This window comes from Pseudomonas monsensis (assembly GCF_014268495.2).
Classification (GTDB): Bacteria; Pseudomonadota; Gammaproteobacteria; order Pseudomonadales; family Pseudomonadaceae; genus Aquipseudomonas; species Aquipseudomonas monsensis.
Map to the genome: position 1 here is coordinate 4581346 of NZ_CP077087.1, position 19813 is coordinate 4601158.

Below are 19813 nucleotides of genomic sequence, written 5' to 3' on the forward strand. Positions count from 1 at the left end.
CCTGAGCTGCCGGTAGTTTGTCGTCAACCTGGGAAATGTACGTGAATGTGCCGGTTTATTTGTGTTGAATTCACTGACGCCATCGCTGGCAAGCCAGCTCCCACAGGTTCTACGCTGCACACAAATGTTGTGAACACGTTCGATCAGTGTGGGCGCTGGCTTGCCAGCAATGGGGCCGCAGATTACAACCCTTCCAGCTCCGCCATCAGGTCATTCAACCGATCCACCTTGTCCTCGGTGATGTCACTGGCCGCCAGGCCTTCGATGTACTCGGCCAGTTCCTGCACCGTGCTGCACTCGAACATCGCCCGCAGCGGCACATCGCGTTGCAGGGTTTTCTGCACCCGCGAAGCGATCTGCGTAGCCAGCAACGAATGCCCGCCCAACTCGAAGAAGTTGTCGCGCACGCCGACCTTGTCGACCTTCAGCACCTCGGCCCAGATATCGGCCAAGGTCTGCTCCAGCTCGTTGCGCGGGGCCAGGTAATCCGCGCTCTGCAACTGGCCGATCTCCAGCGCCGGCAGGGCCTTGCGGTCGAGTTTGCCGTTGGCGTTATGCGGCAGCTGATCCAGCCACAACCAGTGCAGCGGCACCATGTATTCCGGCAGTTCGCTGCGCAGGCGTTGCTTGATCCGTTCCAGGCGTTCGCTCGGATTGAGCGCCGAATCCGCCGCGACCAGATAGCCGACCAGGTGCTTGCCGTTGACCCCTTCCTGCACCCCGACCGCCGCATCACGGACTTCCGGTTGCTCGTGCAGACGCGCCTCGATTTCACCCAGTTCGATGCGGTAACCGCGAATCTTCACCTGATGGTCGACCCGACCGACGTATTCCAGCACACCGTCACTGCGGCGCCGCGCCAGGTCACCGGTACGGTACAGACGCTCGCCCGGCGCGCCGAACGGGTTCGGTACGAACACCGGCGCGGTGCGCAGCGGATCGCTGACGTAACCGCGACCGACGCCAGTACCGGCCACGCACAACTCCCCCACCGCACCCAACGGCACCAATTCCAGCGCGCCATCGACCAGATAGAGCAGGTTGTTGTCGGTCGGCGTACCAATCGGCAAGTAGCTGCCGCGGGTCGAGGCCAGATCGACGCGGAAAAACGCCACGTCATCGGAACATTCTGCCGGACCGTAAGCATTGACCAGCCCGATCTGCGGATAACGCAACAGCCACTGATGCGCCAGTTCCGGCGGCATCGCTTCGCCAGTCGGCAGCATCCAGCGCAGGCCGTCGAGGCTCAGGCGCTCCGAGGCAAGCATGCCTTGTATCAGCGACGGCACGCTCTCCAGCACGGTGATGCCCTGCGCCTGCACGTGCACCAGCAAACCCTGCGGATCGTGGGCGATGGTGTTCGGCACAATGTCCACCCGAGCGCCGAACAGCGGCGCGGCGAGGAACTGCCAGACCGAAATGTCGAAGCTTTGCGAAGCGGTCTGTGCGATCACATCGGCGTCGCTCAGATCGAGGTACGGACGCTTGCTCAACTGGTTGTTGAGCATGCCGCGCTGCTCGACCATCACGCCTTTCGGCAGGCCGGTCGAGCCCGAGGTGTAGATCACATAGGCGAGGTTGTCCGGGCCGCTGTGAATACCCGGGTTTTCCACCGATGTCGTCTGCGCTTGCAGCGTTTCCCAGACCAACAGACGCGGACGGTTGGCGCAGCTGAATTCATCCAGCAAGGCCTGCGCCTGTGCCTGGCAGGCGGCACTGCACACCAGCACCGGCGCCCGGCTCAGCTCAAGGATGCGTTGCAGGCGCTGGCCCGGCAGGCCGGGATCCAGCGGCAGGTAACCGCCACCGGCCTTGAAGCTGCCGATGATCATCCCGAGCAGATCGAGGTTACGCTCGGCCAGCAACGCCACCGGTTGATCCATCTGCAGCCCGGCTGCGACCAGGGCATGGCCGAGGCGGTTGGCGTTATGGTTCAGCTCGGCATAGCTCAGTTGCTGATCCAGGCATGTGGCAGCGATGCGTTGCGGGTGCGCCGCCACCTGCGCTTCGAACAGCGCCACGTAGCTCTGCTCCAGTGGATAATCGTGTGCGCTCTGGTTGCAACCGTGCAGCAGGAAGTCCTGCTCCTCACGGCCCAGCAACGGCAGTTCGGCCATGTCGCCATGGAAGCCATCGACCAGCGCCAGCAACAGACGCTTGAACTCGCCGAGCATGCGCTCGATGGTCGACTCGTCGAAGTAGCGCTGGTCATACGACAGATGCAACCCAAGGTCATCGCCCGGATAACACACCGCCGTCAACGGGAAGTTGGTGTGGGTGCGGCCAGAATCCGAGGTCGCGTTGAGGCTCTGCGCACGGTCCAGTACCGAGACTTCCACCGGCGCGTTTTCAAACACGAACAGGCTGTCGAACAGCGGCTGGCCTTTCGGCAGTTCGCTCTGTTCCTGAATGTTCACCAGCGGCAGGTATTCGTACTCGCGCAGTTGCATGTTGCTGTCGAGCAGCGCGCTCAGCCACTGGCGCACGCTGCTGCGCTGATCGTCCTCGGGCATTTTCACCCGCAGGGCAATGCTGTTGATAAACAGGCCGACGGTGCGTTGCATCTCCGGCATGTCCACCGGACGCCCGGCCACGGTCACACCAAACAGCACGTCACGATCACCGCTCAGGCGGCGCAGCACCAAGGCCCACGCCGCTTGAGCGAAGGTGTTCACTGTCAGTTGATGGGCCTGGGCCAGTTCACGCAGACGTGCACCGTCCTCGACCTTGAGGCGGGTGTAGCAGTCGCCGACGATCATGCCGCCGCTTTCGCCGGCATGTTCACGCAGGAACGGCCGGTCGCTCGGGATCGGCGTGGTGCGCTCGAACCCTTGCAGGTTCTGCTGCCACCACTGGCGCGCCTCGGCCAGGCTCTGGCGTTGCAGCCAGCCGATGTAATCGCGGTAGCGCGGCGGCACCGACAATTGCGCTTCGCGACCTTCACCGAGGGCGGTGTAGATCTCGAAAAAATCGTTCATCAGCAACGAGCGGCACCAGGCATCAATCAGGATGTGGTGGTTGCTCATCATGAACCAGTAACGCGCCGCGCCGACCTTGATCAGGCGCAGGTGGAACGGTGCCTGATTGAGCAGATCGAAACCGGTCTCGCGCTCGCTTTTGAGCAACGCCTGCAGCTTCGGTTCTTGCTCGTCCTCGGCAACGGTGCTCCAGTCCAGGTACTCAATCGGCGTGCGCCCCGGGGAGTGAATCACTTGCAGCATGTCTTCGCCGACGTTCCAGCAGAACGACGCACGCAGCGCTTCGTGACGGGCGACCACCGCTTGCCAGGCCTGGGCAAAACGCTCGGGATCGAGTTCGCTGTTGATGCGGTAGCGATCCTGCATGTAGTACAGGCCCGTGCCCGGTTCGAGCAAGGTGTGCAGGAGCATGCCTTCCTGCATCGGCGTCAGCGGATAGACGTCTTCGATGTGCGCCGCCGGCACCGGCAACGCATCGAGTTGCGCCTGAGTCAGTTTCGCCAGCGGGAAGTCCGACGGCGTCAACCCGCCGGCCGTGTCTTGCAGGCAATGGGCGATCAGGCTTTGCAGTTCGCCGAGGTAGGCGTCGGCCAGATCAACGATGGTCTGCGCGTCATATCGCTCGGCGCTGAAGGTCCAGCGCAGCAGCAGTTCACCGCCATACACCTGACTGTCGATGCTCAACTCGTTGGGCAGCGGCGCCTGCGGATCGTGGGCGGCGCCGACCGGTTCATCGAGAGGACGGAACAGCGCATCGCTGCCAAAACTCTGGTCGAACTGGCCGAGGTAGTTGAAGGTGACCGGTGCGTTGGGCAACGCCGCCATGCTGCGCTGACTGAGGTCATCGGCCAGATAACGCAGGACGCCATAGCCCAGGCCTTTGTGCGGCACCGCGCGCAGTTGCTCCTTGATCGCCTTGATCGAAGCGCCCTGCCCGGCCGCTTCTTCAATGTTGTGCGGGGTCAGGCGTAATGGATAGGCGCTGGTGAACCAGCCGACGGTGCGGGTCAGGTCGATCTCGTCGAACAGGGTTTCGCGGCCGTGGCCTTCGAGCTGAATCAGCGCCGACGGCTGCCCGCTCCAGCGGCACAAGACGCGGGCCAGCGCAGTCAGCAACAGGTCGTTGACCTGCGTGCGATAGGCACGCGGCGCCTGTTGCAGCAATTGTTGAGTACGCTCGGCATCGAGGTGCACGCTGACGGTTTGCGCATGCCGGTTCTGCCGTCCACCCTGCGGGTTTTCGCATGGCAGGTCGGCGCTCGGCCCGGCCAGTTGCGTCTGCCACCAGTTCAGTTCTTCGCGCAGGGATTCGCTGCCGGCGTAGGCCTGCAAGCGTGCCGTCCAGTCCTTGAAGGCACTGGTTTTCGCCGGCAGCTTCACCGCTTGTTCGGCGTCGAGTTGGCGATACACGGTTTGCAGATCGTCGAGCAGCACGCGCCACGAGACACCGTCGACCACCAAGTGATGGATCGCGATGAACAGCCGTTGCTGACCTTCGGGTCCATCGACCAGCAACGCGCGCAACAGCGGGCCGTGTTGCAGTTCGAGGCTGCGCTGGGCATCGGCGTACAACGCTTGGCACTGCTCCATCGCGGGCACCCGCACCTGCCACAACACATTGGCATCGGACACCGGTTGATGCGTGGCCTGCCACTGATCGTTGGCCTGGGTGAAGCGCAGACGCAAGGCGTCGTGCTGCTCGATCACCGCCAGCAGCGCCTGCTCCAGACGCTGCGGTTCCAGCGCCACGCTCGGCTCCAGCAGCAAGGCCTGGTTCCAGTGCTGACGCTCCGGGATTTCAGTGTCGAAGAACCAGTGCTGGATCGGCGTCAGCGCCGAGTCACCGCTGACCAGCCCCTGTTCGGCAGTCACTTGCTCGCTGCGGCTGGCGACCCCGGCGAGGGTCTGCACGGTCTGATGCTGGAACAGGTCCCGCGGGCTGAAATGGATGCCTTGCTGCCGCGCCCGACTGACCACTTGAATCGACAGAATCGAGTCGCCACCGAGTTCGAAGAAGTTGTCGTTGAGGCCGACCTGCTTGACGTTGAGCACTTCGCACCAGATCTGCGCCAGGGCCTGTTCCAGCTCGTTGCTCGGGGCGACGTAGTCCTGACGATTGAGCTCAGGGTCCGGCGCCGGCAAGGCGCGGCGGTCGAGTTTGCCGTTGGCGGTGAGTGGCATGCGCGCCAGCAGGATCAGGTGCGTCGGCACCATGTAGTCCGGCAGTTGCGCTTTGAGGTGCGCCTTCAATGCGTCGCGCAGTTCGGCCTGTTGTACTTCACCTTGCTCGGCGACTTCGCTGACCAGATAGGCAACCAGTTGTTTGCCGCTCGGCGCATCCAGCGCCAGCACCACCGCTTCACGGATCGAAGCGTGATCAAGCAGGCGGGTTTCGATCTCGCCCAGTTCGATGCGGAAACCACGAATTTTCACCTGATGGTCGATCCGCCCCAGATACTCCACCAAGCCATCGGCACGCTGGCGCACCAGGTCGCCGGTGCGGTACATGCGCCCGCCATTCGCGGCAAACGGGTCGGCGACAAAACGCTCGGCCGTGATGCCCGGGCGGTCGTGATAACCCTGCGCCAGACCGGCGCCGCCGACGAACAACTCACCGGTCGCGCCTTGCGGCACCAGCGCCAGATCGGCGTCGAGGATGTACGCCAGGCGGTCGCCGATCACGCTGCCGATCGGCACGCTGCCGGCGCCTTCTTCCAGCACTTCCGGGGCCAGACTGGCGAGTGGCATGACCACGGTTTCGGTCGGGCCGTAGGCGTTGAAAAACAGGCTCGGTTTGAACGCAGCGCGAATCCGCTGCAGGTGTTCACCGGTCAGCGCTTCGCCGCCGGTGATGATCATCCGCACCGGCAGCGTTTGATTTTGCGTGGCGAGGAACTGCGCCAACTGGCTGCCGTAGCTCGGGGTGAAACCGAGTACGTTGATCTTGTGGCGGCGGATCAAACCGCAGATTTCTTCGGCATCCCACTGCCCTTGCGCCCGCAGCACCACTTGCGCGCCGCTGAGCAGCGGCACCAGCAGCCGCTCGGTGGCGGCGTCGAAGTTGATCGAATAGAAGTGCAGTTCGCAGTCGTCCGGGCGCATGCCGAAACGCGTGATCACGGCCTGGCAGTGCATGGCGATTTCGCCGTGAGAAACCACCACACCCTTCGGTTTACCGGTCGAACCGGAGGTGTAAATCAGGTACGCCTGATGCTGCGGCAAGCTGATCAACGGCAGCTCGGTGGCCGGGTAGCCGGCCAGTGCCGGACTGTCTTCTTCCAGGCTCCAGCGCGCCACGCTCGGCGGCAGATCACCAAGAGCATTGAACATTGCCCGATCGCTGAGCAGCAGACCAATGCGGCTGTCTTCGATCATGTAGTGCAAACGGTCGAGCGGATATTCCGGGTCCAGCGGCACGTACGCGCCGCCGGCCTTGAGAATCGCCAGCAGGCCGACAACCATTTCCAGCGAGCGCTCCAGCGCCAGACCGACCCGCACTTGCGGACCGACGCCGCGTTCACGCAGGGCCCAGGCCAGGCGATTGGCGCGGGCGTCGAGTTCGGCGTAGCTCAGGGTCTGCCCGGCGAACGTCAGGGCCGGCGCGTCTTTACGGGCCAGCGCCTGCTCGGCGAACAGGTGATGGATGCACTGATCGAGGCGATGTTCGCCCGGCTCCGCACCGAGGCTGTCGATCAGTTGCTGTTGTTCTGGCGCCGCCAGCAGCGGCAACTCGCTGAGGCGTTGGTGCGGATCGCTGATCAGCGCTTCGAGCAGATTGCGCCAATGGCAGGCCATGCGTGCAATGGTCGGTTCATCGAACAGATCAGTGCTGTAGGTCAGGCAGCAACCGAGGCGATGGTCGAGGTCGGTGACTTCAAGGTTGAGGTCGAACTTGGTCGCCCGCGCATCGTTGGCCAGGTACTCGACGGTCATCCCGGCGAGCAGGCGGCTTTGCTGGAACTCCCAGCGCTGCACATTGCACATGACCTGGAACAGCGGGTTGTACGCGGCGCTGCGCGGTGGCTGCTGGGCTTCGACCAGATGATCGAACGGCAGGTCCTGGTGCGACTGGCCCTCGATCACGGTATGGCGCACCTGCTCGAACAACTCACCCACCGACATCTGGCCGTCGAGCTGGCAACGCAGCACCTGGGTGTTGAGGAACGCGCCGATCAGCCCTTCGCTTTCCGGGCGGATACGGTTGGCCACCGGCGCACCGATGCGCAGGTCGGTCTGGCCACTGTAGCGGTAGAGCAAGGTGGCGAGCGCGGCGGTCATGGTCATGAACAGGGTCAGACCGTTTTGCGCATTGAAGGCACGGACACGGGCAGCGAGATCATCACTGAGGTCGAAACGGAACAGTTCGCCCTGGTGGCTTTGCACCGGCGGACGCGGACGGTCGCCGGGCAGCTCCAGCAGCGGATGTTCGCGTCCGAGTTGCGCGGTCCAGTAGTCGAGTTGGCGCTGACGTTCACCGGACTCCAGCCAGTTGCGCTGCCAGACGCTGTAATCAAGGTACTGCACCGGCAACGGCTCCAGCGGCGAGTCGCGGTCATCGACGAACGCTTCATACAACGCGCTGAGTTCGCGGGCGAAGATGTCCATCGCCCAGCCTTCGGTGACGATGTGGTGCAGGGTCAGGACAAAGTAGTGCTCATGTTCGGCGGTCTTCACCAGACAGGCGCGCAACAGCGGCCCGGTTTCCAGATCGAACGGCAGGTGCGCTTCGGCATCGGCCAGTTGCTGCACCTTCTGCTCACGCTGGTCAGCCGGCAGTTTCGAAAAATCCTTCCAGCCCATGCGTACGCCCGTCTCGGCATGCACCTGCTGCCGGGCCACGCCGTCGATGCTCGGGAAGGTGGTGCGCAGGGTTTCGTGGCGCAGGATCAATGCCTGCAACGCCGCCTCGAAACGCTCGACATGCAACACGCCACGCAGGCGCGCCATGCCGCCAACGTTGTACGCCGGGCTGTCCGGTTCCATCTGCCAGAGGAACCACATGCGCTGTTGCGAATAGGACAGCGGCACCGGTTGGCTGCGGTCGACTTTTGCAATCGGTGGCTGCTGGTTGGTCTTGCCGCTGGCCTGGATCAGGCGGATCTGCTCGGCAAAATCGCCAAGTTCGCTGTGTTCGAACAAGGCGCGCAGCGGCAACTCGACGTCACAGGCCTGACGGCTGCGCGAGATGATTTGCGTGGCCAGCAGCGAGTGCCCGCCGAGGGCGAAAAAGTCGTCGCGCAGACCGACTTGCGCCAGCCCCAGTACTTCGCGCCAGATCGCGGCGATCTGTTGTTCCAGCTCAGTGACCGGCTCGACATGCTCGCGGACTTGCCACTGCGGCTCGGGCAAGGCGCGACGGTCGAGTTTGCCGCTGGGGCTCAGGGGCATTTGTTCGAGACGCATCAGTTGCGCCGGAACCATGTATTCCGGCAGCTCGGCGGCCAATGCGGTGTTCAGACGGGCGATCAGTGCGTCCTGATCTTCGCTGCCATCGGCGGCAGTGAAATAGCCGATCAGTTGCGCGCCGGCAGCGGTTTCACGCACCAGCACCACGGCTTGGGCAACGCCTTCCTGAGCCAGCAGGCGCGCTTCGATTTCTTCCGGCTCGACACGGAAGCCACGCAGTTTGACCTGCTGATCGAGACGACCGAGGTATTCGATCACACCGTCCGAGGTCCACCGTGCGCGGTCACCGGTGCGGTACAAACGCGCGCCCTGCTCACCCAGCGGATCGACCACGAAACGCTCGGCAGTCAGCGCCGGGCGACCAAGGTAACCGCGAGCGAGACCGATGCCGCTGATGCACAGTTCACCCGGCACCCCGGCCGGCACCGGATTGAGATCGGCGTCGAGTACGCGGCAGATCACGTTGCCCAACGGCCGGCCGATCGGCGAACGCTCGCCATCAGCCGCTGTGCAGTGCCAGTGGGTGACATTGATCGCGGTTTCGGTCGGGCCATAACGGTTGTGCAATTGCACCGCCGGCAGTTGCGCCAACACGCGGTTGCGCAGTTCTGGCGGCAGCGCTTCACCACCGGAGAACAGCCGACGCAGGCTGGTGCATTCGGCGCTGAGCGGTTCGTCGATGAACAGCGAAAGCAGCGGCGGCACGAAGTGCAACGTCGTCACGCCATATTGCTGAACCAGTTGGGCGATGCGATGCGGATCGCGGTGCTCGCCCGGCGCGGCAATCAACAGCCGCGCGCCGGTGATCAGCGGCCAGAAGCACTCCCACACCGACACGTCGAAACTGATCGGGGCCTTTTGCATCAGCACGTCGGTTTCATCGAGGCCGTAGGTGCTTTGCATCCATTGCAGACGTTCGGCCAAGGCGGCGTGAGTGTTGCCGACGCCCTTCGGTTGGCCGGTGGAACCCGAGGTATAAATCACGTAGGCGAGGTTGTCGCCGTGCAGGTGCAGACCCGGCGCCTGACTCGGCCAGTTTTCCAGGTGCAGCGCGTCCATCGCGATCACACTGACGCCGTCGCGGGCCGGCAGACGGTCGAGCAATGCGGTCTGGGTCAGCAGCAGTTCGACACCGCTGTCGCTGAGCATGTAGGCCAGACGCTCGGCCGGGTAATCCGGGTCCAGCGGGACATAGGCACCGCCGGCCTTGAGAATCGCCAGCAGGCCGATCAGCAGTTGCGGTGAACGCTCGGCAGCAATCGCCACACATACGTCCGGGCCGACCCCTTTGTCGCGCAGGTAATGCGCGAGGCGGTTGGCCTGGGCGTGCAATTCGGCGAAATCGAGACTGCCGCCGTCCCACACCAGCGCAGTGCGTTCCGGGGTCTGCCGCGCCTGATCGTTGAGCCGCTCCGGCAGCCATTGTGGCGCCGGGGAGCATGGCGCGACGCTCCATGCCTGTTGCTGTTCGTGCTCGCACGGCGTGAGCAATTGCAGGTCGCCGATCGCCTGTTGCGGCTGCTCGCAGACGGCGCGCAGCAGGTTGCTGAAGTGTTCGGCCAGACGCTCGATGGTCGCCGCTTCGAACAACTCGTCGGCGTAGTCGAAGGACAAAGTCAGGCGCCCGTTGCGATCCTCTTCGCTGTGCAGTTGCAGGTCGAACTTGGCCTCGCGGCTGTGCCACGGCAATTCTTCGGCGAGCAGCCCCGGCAAGCGTTTCAGCGCGCCGAGATCGCGTTGCTGGTGGTTGAACATCACCTGGAACAGGCCGTGTTCGCGAGCCTGCGGGAAGGCTTCGAGCAGTTGTTCGAACGGCAAGTCCTGATGGGCTTGAGCGCCGAGCGTGGCCTCGCGGGTCTGCGTCAGTAACTCGACAAACGACAGGTGCGAATCGACCTCGGCACGCAGCACCTGGGTGTTGATGAAGAAGCCGATCAGGCCTTGGGTTTCCAGGCGCGGACGGTTGGCATTGGGCACGCCGATGCGAATGTCGCGCTGACCGCTGTAGCGGTGCAGCAGGCTCTGCAAGGCCGCGAGCAACAGCATGAACGGCGTCGATTGGTGGGCCTGGGCGGTCTGTTTGATCGCATCGCTGAGGCTGACGCCGAGGCGCACGCTGTGGCGGGCGGCGCTGTGCAATTGTCTGGCCGAGCGAGGATGATCGGTGGCCAGTTCCAGCACCGGTTGTTCGTCGCCCAGTTGTGCTTTCCAGTACGCCAGTTGTCGCTCGCCCTCGCCTTGCGCCAGCCATTGGCGCTGCCAGTTGCCGTAGTCGGCGTATTGGGTCGGCAGCGGCGCAAGGTCGGCGCGCTGGCCTTGGGTGGCAGCAGCGTACAGGCGCGAGAACTCGTCGATCAGCAGGTTCAGCGACCAGCCGTCGGCGATGATGTGGTGCAGCGTCACCAGCAGTTGATGATCTTCGTCGCCGAGCCGCACCAGCGTCACCCACAGCAGCGGGCCTTTTTCCAGGTCGAACCGGGTGCGCGCTGCGTCTTCACGGATCTGTTGCGCGCGGGCTTCACGCTCGTGGGCTGGCAGGTCGCTGATGTCGATCAATTGCAGATTGAATTCAGTCGCCGCCTCGACCTGTTGCAGGGCCACGCCGTCGCGTTCGAAAAAGCGCGTGCGCAGCGATTCGTGGCGTTCGATCAGTTGCTGGAAGCTGGCGCGCACGGCGTCCTGGTCCAGTTCGCCGCGCAGACGCAGGGCACCGGGAATGTTGTAGGCGCTGCTGTGCGGGTCGAGCTGCCAAGTGATCCACAGACGGTTTTGTGCCAGGGATTGCGCGATTGGCTCGCTGCGCGAGAGCGTGTTGATTTGCCCTTGAGCGCTGCCGCCGTCCTGTTGCTGTTGCGCCACGGCGGCGGCAAATGCGCACAGGGTCGGCGCCTCGAACAGCAAGCGCAGATTCAGCTCCAGCGACAGCGCTTCACGCACCCGGGCAATCACTTGCGTGGCGGCGATGGAATTACCGCCGAGCAGGAAAAAGTGGTCGTCGGCGTTGACCTGTTGCACGTTGAGCTGCTCGGCCCAGATCCTGCCGATCAGGGCTTCGAGTTCGTTGGTTTGCACGGCTGATTCGACGCTGGAGGCGTGCGCGGACGGGAACAGCGCATAGCTGTCGAGGCTGCCGTCGGCCAGACGATTGCGGCAGGCGGAACGTTGCAGCTTGCCGCTGGAGGTCTTCGGCAAGGCGCCCGGATTGAGCAGCACCACCACGCTCGGCGCTTCCTGATAAGCCTCGGCCACCGCTTGGCGAATGGCTTTGATCAGCGCTTCGGGCGGGAGAATTTTCTGCACGCTGCGGCTGATTTCCGCGGCGATGCCGATGCCTTCCTCGCCGTCCTGAGAAACCGCAAATGCCGCGACCCGGCCCTTGCGCACCACCTCGACTTCGCGCTCGATGGTTTGCTCGATGTCCTGCGGATACAGGTTGTGACCGCGCACGATGAGCATGTCTTTCAGACGCCCGGTGATGAACAGTTCACCATCGCGAACGAAGCCCAGATCGCCGGTGCGCAGCCAGGTCTGGCCGGCGTGCTGGACGAAAGTCCTGGCGCTGGCTTCGGGGTTGCGCCAGTAACCGCGGGCGATGCTCGGGCCCGCAGCCCAGACTTCGCCGACGGCGTTGTCAGCCAGCTCCTGTAGCGTGACCGGGTCGGCGATCAGCACCGCGTGCTCTGGCTGACTGATGCCGCAACTCATGATCGGGCTGCCGTCGCCCGGCTCGGCGCGGTTTTGCGCCAATGCCTGATCGTCCACGCGCAGCGCCGGAATGCCGGTGCCACGCGCAGTACCGGCCACGAACAGCGTCGCTTCGGCCAAACCGTAAGAAGCCATGAAACTGTCTTCGCTGAAGCCACACGCGGTGAACTTCTCGGCGAAGCGTTCAAGGGTGTCGAGACGGATCGGTTCCGAGCCGGAATAGGCCACGCGCCAGCGGCTCAGGTCGAGCCGCTCCAGTGCCGATTCGCTGACCCGTTCGCTGCACAAGCGGTAAGCGAAATCCGGTCCGCCGCTGATGGTGCCGCCGTATTGGCTGATCGCTTCGAGCCAGCGCAATGGTCGGCCGAGGAAGTACGCCGGCGACATCAGAATGCACGGCACACCGCTGAAAATCGGCTGGAGCAGACCGCCGATCAGGCCCATATCGTGGTACAGCGGCAACCAGCTGACGATCACATCGTCGGGGTTCACGTCGATGCCGAAGCCGTGGCGAATCAGCAATTCGTTGGCAACCAGATTGCCGTGGCTGACCTGCACGCCTTTGGGCAGCGCGGTGGAACCGGAGGTGTACTGCAGGAAAGCGATGTGCTCTGGCGGCAGCGTCGGTTCAACCCAACGCTCGGCCAGTGCGCTGTCGAGGGTGTCGACGCACAACAGCGGCGGCGCGCCGTCGATCTGCTGCAAGGCATCGCGCAGGTCGGCGCTGGTCAGCAGCAAACGCGGCTCGGCGTCGGCAATGATCGACAGCAGACGCTCTTGATGGTGGCGACGCGTCGACTCCGGCGGATAGGCCGGGACCGCAATCACTCCGGCGTACAGGCAACCAAAGAACGCCGCAACGTAGTCCGGGCCGCTGGGGAACAGCAGCACCGCGCGATCGCCGAATTCGGCTTCAGCCTGGAGCGCGGCCGCGATGCTGCGGGCGCGCTGATCGAGTTCGCGATAGCTGAGTACCACAGCCTGCTCTGGGTTTTCAGCGAGAAAACGCAAGGCCAGTTGATCCGGCGTCAGGGCCGCGCGGCGCTGGAGGGCTTGGACCAGGGTGCTGGGGAGTTCGAACGCGTCGGTCATGAGGTTTCCTGCCTGAAGTCGGCTTGCTAGTGGAATCGGGTTGCTGCGTCACGCCCCTTCAAGGGCATGCAGGGCGCGGTCTGTGCCGACCACGCAAGGCTTGGGAATGCTGGCTGGCCGGGGCTATGCAGCCGGAGCCATTCACCAATGAGAACGGATGACGTCTGGAAATAATTAGTCAGCGGGCGGGAGCGCCAACAGGGCTGGGGTGTGGCGGCGTGTCGCAGTTCTCAGAACGCACCTTTGTGGCGCATTACTTCTCCTTCTCAATTGACAATCATTATCATTCAACATAATTTGTCGCTCGATGTGTAGGACGGCCCCTCCCCCAGCCGTCCCACTAACCTATTGGCAGCAAGGTGATTTCCATGACGGAACAAGTATCCACAAGCAGGTGCGATTCACCGCTACTTCAGGCCTTTGTCGACAATCGACTGATTCTGGTCAAAATCGCCGCCCGCATTACCGGGTGCCGGTCGCGTGCCGAAGACGTGGTGCAGGATGCGTTTTTCCGACTGCAATCGGCGCCACCGATCACGTCCTCGATCAAGGCTCAACTGAGTTATCTGTTCCAGATCGTGCGCAACCTCGCCATTGATCACTACCGCAAACAAGCGCTGGAGCAGAAGTATTCGGGCCCCGAAGAGGAAGGGTTGAATGTGGTCATTCAGGGCGCTTCGCCAGAAACCTCACACATCAACTTCTCGACCCTGGAACACATTGCCGACGCGCTGACCGAGCTGCCCAGCCGCACCCGTTATGCGTTCGAGATGTACCGCCTGCACGGCGTGCCGCAAAAGGACATCGCCAAGGAACTCGGCGTCTCGCCGACCCTGGTCAACTTCATGATTCGTGATGCCCTGGTGCACTGCCGCAAGGTGTCGGGCAGTCGTGGGGATGCGGCATCGTTGGGTCGTCGCTAAGCCCGGCTCGCGGCCAAGAAAGATCGCAGCCTTCGACAGCTCCTGCAGAGGAATACGTTTCATGCAGGAACTGCCGAAGGCTGCGATCTTTTGCTTTTACGCCAACGTGCACCGATCAAAAAACCGCTCGCGCCCCAGCAGCATCAGCGCCGCGCGTTTGTGCGGAAAGTCGAATTCCTTCTCGCAGTGGAAGCACTGGTTCTGCATATGCCCGATCATCTTCGCGTTGTCGGCACGCGGCTCGGCCACCACGCGTTGCGTGCGCGGATCATCGAGAAACAGGTAATGCACCAGCGCCGATAGCCAACTCGCCACCTTGTGCGGCCCGCGATGCTCCTCCTCCCCCACCAGCATATGAATGCCGCGGTCGTAATTATCGGCGTCGTAGAACGGCGCGATGCGATCCTCTTTCGCCCAATACGCCTCGAAATAGGCAAACGGCTGATCGTCGAAACAACCGATCAGCGTCAGGGTGTGTGGATCGGTTTCGAGTTTGCTCAGGTACTCGCGGTGCTGCTCGATGCTGCCCTCTTCCTGCCAGAAACGGGCGACCCGCGGGCTGTTCTGCCAGCGATGGAAGCGTGGCAAATCCTCTTCGATTTCCAGCGAACGCAGGGAAATCCACGCGCCAAGACGCGCATCGAAACGCCGATAGACTTCACCGCGCGGCTTCACCGGACGCAGCGGATGGCGCCTGCCCTGGCTGATGACCATGTGCTGCGGATAGCTGCCAGCCAGTGAAGTGCCCAGCCACGGTTGCGGCAGTTGCCAGAACAGCGTGCGCTGGCAGCGGTACTCGCCAGCGACCTCGGTGCTCACCAGCAAACCGCTGCGCAAGGCGTCGGTCGGCGGTTGATCCAGTTGCCAGGTCAATTGCTGACATGCGGGATCGCGGGCGAACAACCAGTAACAGGCTGCCCACAGCGCTTGCCCCACAGGCAGCGCATAACGCTCATCGAGCTGGATCGGTCCCTTGCCATCACGTTCGAGGCGCAGACGAATCAGCGGCTGTCCGTCCAGGCTCAGGCTCAAACGGCTTTCAGTGGCATCGGCTGCGAGGTGACGGCCCGAAGGCAACGCCAGGGCAGTCAGGTCATTCAGATTGGGCATGGGTCGGGCTCACGATATTCGTCGACAGTTAAATGCTGGAACGTGATCGCGCCCGGAAAATTTAGAGATCCCCACCAACAATCCAGCGATGCTGTTTGCTGGCGGGGCTCCATGAGGCTGACAAACTCACCGCTCTCGCACTAAACAGACTTGACCCAGATCTTGCTGATGGCGTAATCGTTTCCGCTGCCACTCGCCGTATGACTGATGATTGCCAACGTGCACTGCGAAGAATCCGCGGTAAACGTGCCCTCCAGTGATTCCCAGGTCATGGCTGGAAAACCCTTGGCTTCAGTGACGTGCTGGGTGCCTGCTGCAAGCGACAGACTCGGCACACTGGAGCTGGTGTTGGTTCGACGAACCTCTAGACCGAATTCATAACGCGTGCCGGCTTCAAGGTTCACGAAGTTTTTTTCCAGAATGATGCCAGCCGATGCGTTGGTGTACGTGTGGTTGTCGAGAACGTAGATGTCGCCGTACTTGGTCACAAGCAGATCTCTGGGATCCAGTGCAGCCGGGCCTTTTTTCCAGCCGTTCCAGGGCGCTTCTTCAGCCTCGGAGAAGGTCGTCAGATCCTCGAAGGGAACCCGCACTTTGAGGCTGAGCGGTGGAAACAGCAGTGGGCAATCACAACCCGCATCATTCAGGGCCGCCTGAAAGACCAACACCAGTTGACTGTTGTGTTTCAGATCCTGCAAGTCATCCCACGCAATCGTCCTGCGCCAGCCTTCCTCGAACTCCTGCTGCGTCAATGGCTCTGCATCGGCGACGCGCAACATGATTGGCGAACCATCGCTCGTCTGACCACAGGCATGCAATGTCGTCGGTTGTCTGAGCGCCATAAAAGGCCACCTCGACACTTCGACTGTAATGCCGGTCGAGCCATCGGGTTTGTTCAAGGTGAGGACATTCTCGCTGGCTTGCTCTACGAATGGAGCAGGCACACAGCGCAATGAAATCGGGGACGGATTGGACATGGCAAATTCCTTTTTCTCAAGCCGCTCGCAACGAGCGGGTGTGAAAAGGAATCAAAACCTGAAGCCAATACGGCGTCTACTGTCAGATCTGACAGGGTCGCCCGAGTATCCGACCAACGGCAGGGCATGACACGCCGTTACTTCGGCACCGGCACTACCGCGATCTTGTACGGCTCGAAAATTTTCAGCATTTCGCCATTGTCGCGCAGGCCTTTGAGCAACTTGCCGAACGCTTCACCGGTGATCGGTGCGGTCGGGCGAAGAATGGCGTAGTGGTGGTAGACCTGATCGATACGCTGCGAGACCAGCAACGCCTCGCGCACCTTTTCATTGCGCAGCAGGTAATCGAACAGATAGGAACGGGTCACCAGTGCGATATCGGCGCGGCCGCGCAGAACCATCAACAGGTTGCTGTCGTGGGAATAGGTCAGTGTGGCGTTGTAGTTCTGGGCGAGATACTTCGGGTCGGCATTGAAGTTGGCGAATTCATAGTGATAACCGCTGAACAGCGCCAGACGCTTGCCCGACAGATCGGCGAAATAGTTTTGCTGGCGACCGTCCTCCCGTTGCGCGACGAAAATCTCCGCGTCCTCAAGGCCCATGTCGACGTCCGAGTGGGGAATGTCCTTCCAGCCCCACTCCGGGTTCTCGAAGATCGCCATGTCAATCCGGCCTTGTTTGAAATCACCGAACCGTCGGGGAATCGAGGTCGGCACGAGGACAAACTGATAGTCGCTCTGCAACCGATTCAACGCCTCGACCAGTTGCGGCAACAGGCCGGTGTCGGCCCCGTTTTCCGGGCGAATGGTGTAAGGCGGAAAATGCGCTGCACCCACCCGAACCAATTGCGCTGCCTGCGCGGGCAAAACCCATAATGCAGCCAGCGCTGCGAGCATCAGCCCAGCGGCCGTCCGAACTGGCGAAGACTTCAAAACACCCCACTCCCCGAAAAAATACCGATCAATGCATTCAAGCTAGGCGGTTTCGCCCAGTTAGCCAGTTTCCCGGCCCGATAGAAAGTGGCTCAACGCTCTTCGAGCACCAGAATCAATGCCTCGTCAGCCAGTTGATCGAGGCTCAAACTGCCGCCGGCACGGAACCAGGTGGTGGTCCAGGACAACGCGCCAGTGAGGAAACGTCGGGTAATAAATACATCGCCGCGAATAAACCCGACGTCCTTGGCCTCACCCAGCACCTCTAACCAGATCGCTTCGTAAATATCGCGCAACGCGAGGACTTTGGCCTGGCCGTCCTCGGACAACGAACGCCATTCGTACACCAGCACCGCCATGGCTTCACCGCTGCCGCCCATGATCGATTGCAATTCGCAGCGAATCAGCGCCAACACGCGTTCACGCACATTGCTCGCTTCGGCGAGCGCCGCTCGCATCAACGCCGTGTTGTAGCGAATGGTTTCTTCCATCACCGCACGGAGGATTTCGTCCTTGCTCTTGAAGTGATGAAAAATGCTGCCCGACTGGATACCGACCGCGCCGGCCAGATCGCGCACTGTGGTGCGCTCATAGCCTTTGTTGCGAAACAGGTGAGCCGCCACTTGCAGCAATTTGCCGCGGGCGCTGTCCGGGTCGGTCAACTGGCCTTGATCGACCAATTCGCGCATGACCCTCAGGGCTTTTTGCTCGTCCACCCGTTCTCTCCTACAGTCGATCAGTCTGTTGCCCCCTGAAACCACAGGGTTGCGCGCAATTTAAGCCGCCGACGACGACCAAGCAAGCGCTTGGGCAGAAGATATTTCAGCTGTTTACAAACCAAGCGCTTGCTTGGTAGCCTCCAGACACTTCTGTCGCAGGTTTCTGAGTCGGAGATAAAAATGCCCACCACCGTCCGCATCGGATGCGCCAGCGCATTCTGGGGAGACACCTCCACCGCCGCCGCGCAGCTTGTAGGCGGTGGACGCCTGGATTATCTGGTGTTTGATTACCTCGCCGAGATCACGATGTCGATCATGGCGGGCGCTCGCATGAAGGATCCGCAAGCGGGTTTTGCCGGTGACTTCATCGAAGTCCTCACGCCACTGCTGTCACAACTGGCGAAGCAGAAAATCCGCGTGATCAGCAATGCCGGCGGCATCAACCCGCAAGCCTGCGCCGCCGCTCTGCAAGCCGCCTGCGACAAGGCCGGGGTCGCGCTGAAAATCGCCGTATTACTTGGCGATGACCTGCAACCGCAGTTCAAACAACTCGGCGGCGTCAGTGAAATGTTCAGTGGTGCGCCGTTGCCGCCGATGTGCGTATCGACCAACGCCTACCTCGGCGCACCGGGGATTGTCGAAGCGCTGCGACTGGGTGCCGACATCGTCATCACCGGGCGAGTGGTCGACAGTGCGGTGGTCAGCGCGGCCCTCGTGCATGAGTTCGGCTGGTCGTGGCATGACTACGACAAACTTGCCCAGGCCGCTCTGGCCGGGCACATCATCGAATGCGGCGCACAATGCACCGGCGGTAACTTCACCGACTGGCGCGACGTGCCGGATTACGAACACATCGGTTTCCCGATCGTCGAGGTGAGTAGCGACGGCCAGTTCATCGTCAGCAAACCCGAAGGTTCCGGTGGACTGGTCACGCCGCTCACCGTTGGCGAGCAGATGCTTTATGAAATCGGCGACCCGCAGGCGTATCTGTTGCCCGATGTGGTCTGTGACTTCACACAGGTCAAACTCCAGCAACAAGGCAAAAACGCCGTGCATGTGCACGGTGCCAAAGGCCTGCCACCAAGCGACAAGTACAAGGTCAGCGCCACCTACCCGGACGGTTTTCGCTGCACCGCCAGCTGCCTGATCGCCGGTATCGACGCGGTGGAGAAGGCCAGGCGCGTCAGTCAGGCGATCATCGACAAGACATCCGGGATGTTCAGCCAGCGCGGCTGGGGGCCCTACAGCGAAACCGATATCGAACTGCTCGGCAGCGAAGCCACCTATGGCCCCCACGGGCGGCGCCGCGACAGCCGCGAAGTGGTGATCAAGATCGCCGTGCGCCATGCGGACAAACATGCCTTGGTCCTGTTCTCCCGGGAAATCGCCCAAGCGGCCACCGGCATGGCGCCGGGACTGACCGGTATTGTCGGCGGCCGGCCGACGGTATACCCGGTGATCCGCCTGTTCTCGTTCCTGATCGATAAAAGTGTCTGCAACCTCGAAGTCGATATCGCAGGCAAACGGCACCCCTGCGCCCTGCCGGCGCCCATGCCACTCGACAGCCAGGCGCTGCCAGCGCCCGATCAGCCACCCAGGCCTCAAGGCCGGGCCGACGCCAGTGTGCCGCTGGTGAAACTGGCCGTGGCGCGCTCCGGTGACAAGGGCAACCACAGCAACATCGGCGTCATGCCGCGTAAACCCGACTACCTGCCGTGGATCGCCGAGGCGCTGACCCCGGCCGTCATCGTCGACTGGATGAGCCACGTGCTCGATCCGATCCATGGCCGCGTCGAGCGCTGGTACCTGCCCGGCACCCACAGCCTGAATTTCCTCCTGGAAAACGCCCTTGGCGGCGGCGGCGTGGCCAGCCTGCGCATCGACCCCCAAGGCAAAGCCTTCGCCCAGCAACTGCTGGAAATCCAGATACCGGTGCCGCAGAGCATCGCCGAACAGTTCGACTAGAGGATG

General features: G+C 62.5%; 7 protein-coding genes. 2 read left to right on the plus strand and 5 right to left on the minus strand.

Features of this window, described 5'->3' with window-relative positions; all coding sequences use genetic code 11:
* Positions 1–182: 182 nt before the first annotated feature.
* Complete coding sequence (locus tag HV782_RS20140; protein ID WP_186746413.1) at positions 183–13181, minus strand: non-ribosomal peptide synthetase; 12999 nt, start codon at positions 13179–13181, stop codon at positions 183–185.
* Between the two features lie 368 nt (positions 13182–13549).
* On the opposite strand from HV782_RS20140, the gene HV782_RS20145 reads away from it, so the two are divergent.
* Positions 13550–14104 (plus strand): RNA polymerase factor sigma-70, encoded by a 555-nt coding sequence (locus tag HV782_RS20145; RefSeq protein WP_123466439.1) that lies wholly within the window; start codon positions 13550–13552, stop codon positions 14102–14104.
* Positions 14105–14200: 96 nt separating this feature from the next.
* Here the strand turns inward: HV782_RS20145 and HV782_RS20150 are convergent, their stop codons facing one another.
* The 4 genes from HV782_RS20150 to HV782_RS20165 form a co-directional block, all read right to left on the minus strand.
* The gene (locus HV782_RS20150; RefSeq protein ID WP_123466441.1) at positions 14201–15214 is read right to left on the minus strand and encodes a GNAT family N-acetyltransferase; all 1014 of its coding nucleotides are present in this window, start codon (positions 15212–15214) and stop codon (positions 14201–14203) included.
* A gap of 140 nt (positions 15215–15354) precedes the next feature.
* The gene (locus tag HV782_RS20155) at positions 15355–16191 is read right to left on the minus strand and encodes a sugar-binding protein (RefSeq protein ID WP_128614544.1); all 837 of its coding nucleotides are present in this window, start codon (positions 16189–16191) and stop codon (positions 15355–15357) included.
* A gap of 137 nt (positions 16192–16328) precedes the next feature.
* On the minus strand, positions 16329–17123 hold the full coding sequence (locus HV782_RS20160) for a substrate-binding periplasmic protein (RefSeq protein WP_123466445.1): 795 nt from the start codon (positions 17121–17123) through the stop codon (positions 16329–16331).
* A gap of 92 nt (positions 17124–17215) precedes the next feature.
* Positions 17216–17839: a TetR/AcrR family transcriptional regulator gene (locus tag HV782_RS20165; RefSeq protein WP_186746415.1), complete on the minus strand. Its 624-nt coding sequence runs from the start codon at positions 17837–17839 to the stop codon at positions 17216–17218.
* A 183-nt stretch (positions 17840–18022) separates the two neighbouring features.
* Here HV782_RS20165 and HV782_RS20170 point away from each other — a divergent pair, with 183 nt between their 5' ends.
* Entirely contained in the window at positions 18023–19807 is a 1785-nt protein-coding gene (locus HV782_RS20170) for an acyclic terpene utilization AtuA family protein (protein WP_186746417.1), read from the plus strand.
* Positions 19808–19813: the final 6 nt, after the last annotated feature.

What these genes read in the sequence shown, in the direction of transcription:
- HV782_RS20170 (WP_186746417.1), top strand. Translation starts at nt 18,023, where the DNA reads ATGCCCACCACCGTCCGCATCGGATGCGCCAGCGCATTCTGGGGAGAC.
- HV782_RS20140 (WP_186746413.1), bottom strand. Translation starts at nt 13,181, where the DNA reads ATGACCGACGCGTTCGAACTCCCCAGCACCCTGGTCCAAGCCCTCCAG.
- HV782_RS20155 (WP_128614544.1), bottom strand. Translation starts at nt 16,191, where the DNA reads ATGTCCAATCCGTCCCCGATTTCATTGCGCTGTGTGCCTGCTCCATTC.
- HV782_RS20145 (WP_123466439.1), top strand. Translation starts at nt 13,550, where the DNA reads ATGACGGAACAAGTATCCACAAGCAGGTGCGATTCACCGCTACTTCAG.
- HV782_RS20150 (WP_123466441.1), bottom strand. Translation starts at nt 15,214, where the DNA reads ATGCCCAATCTGAATGACCTGACTGCCCTGGCGTTGCCTTCGGGCCGT.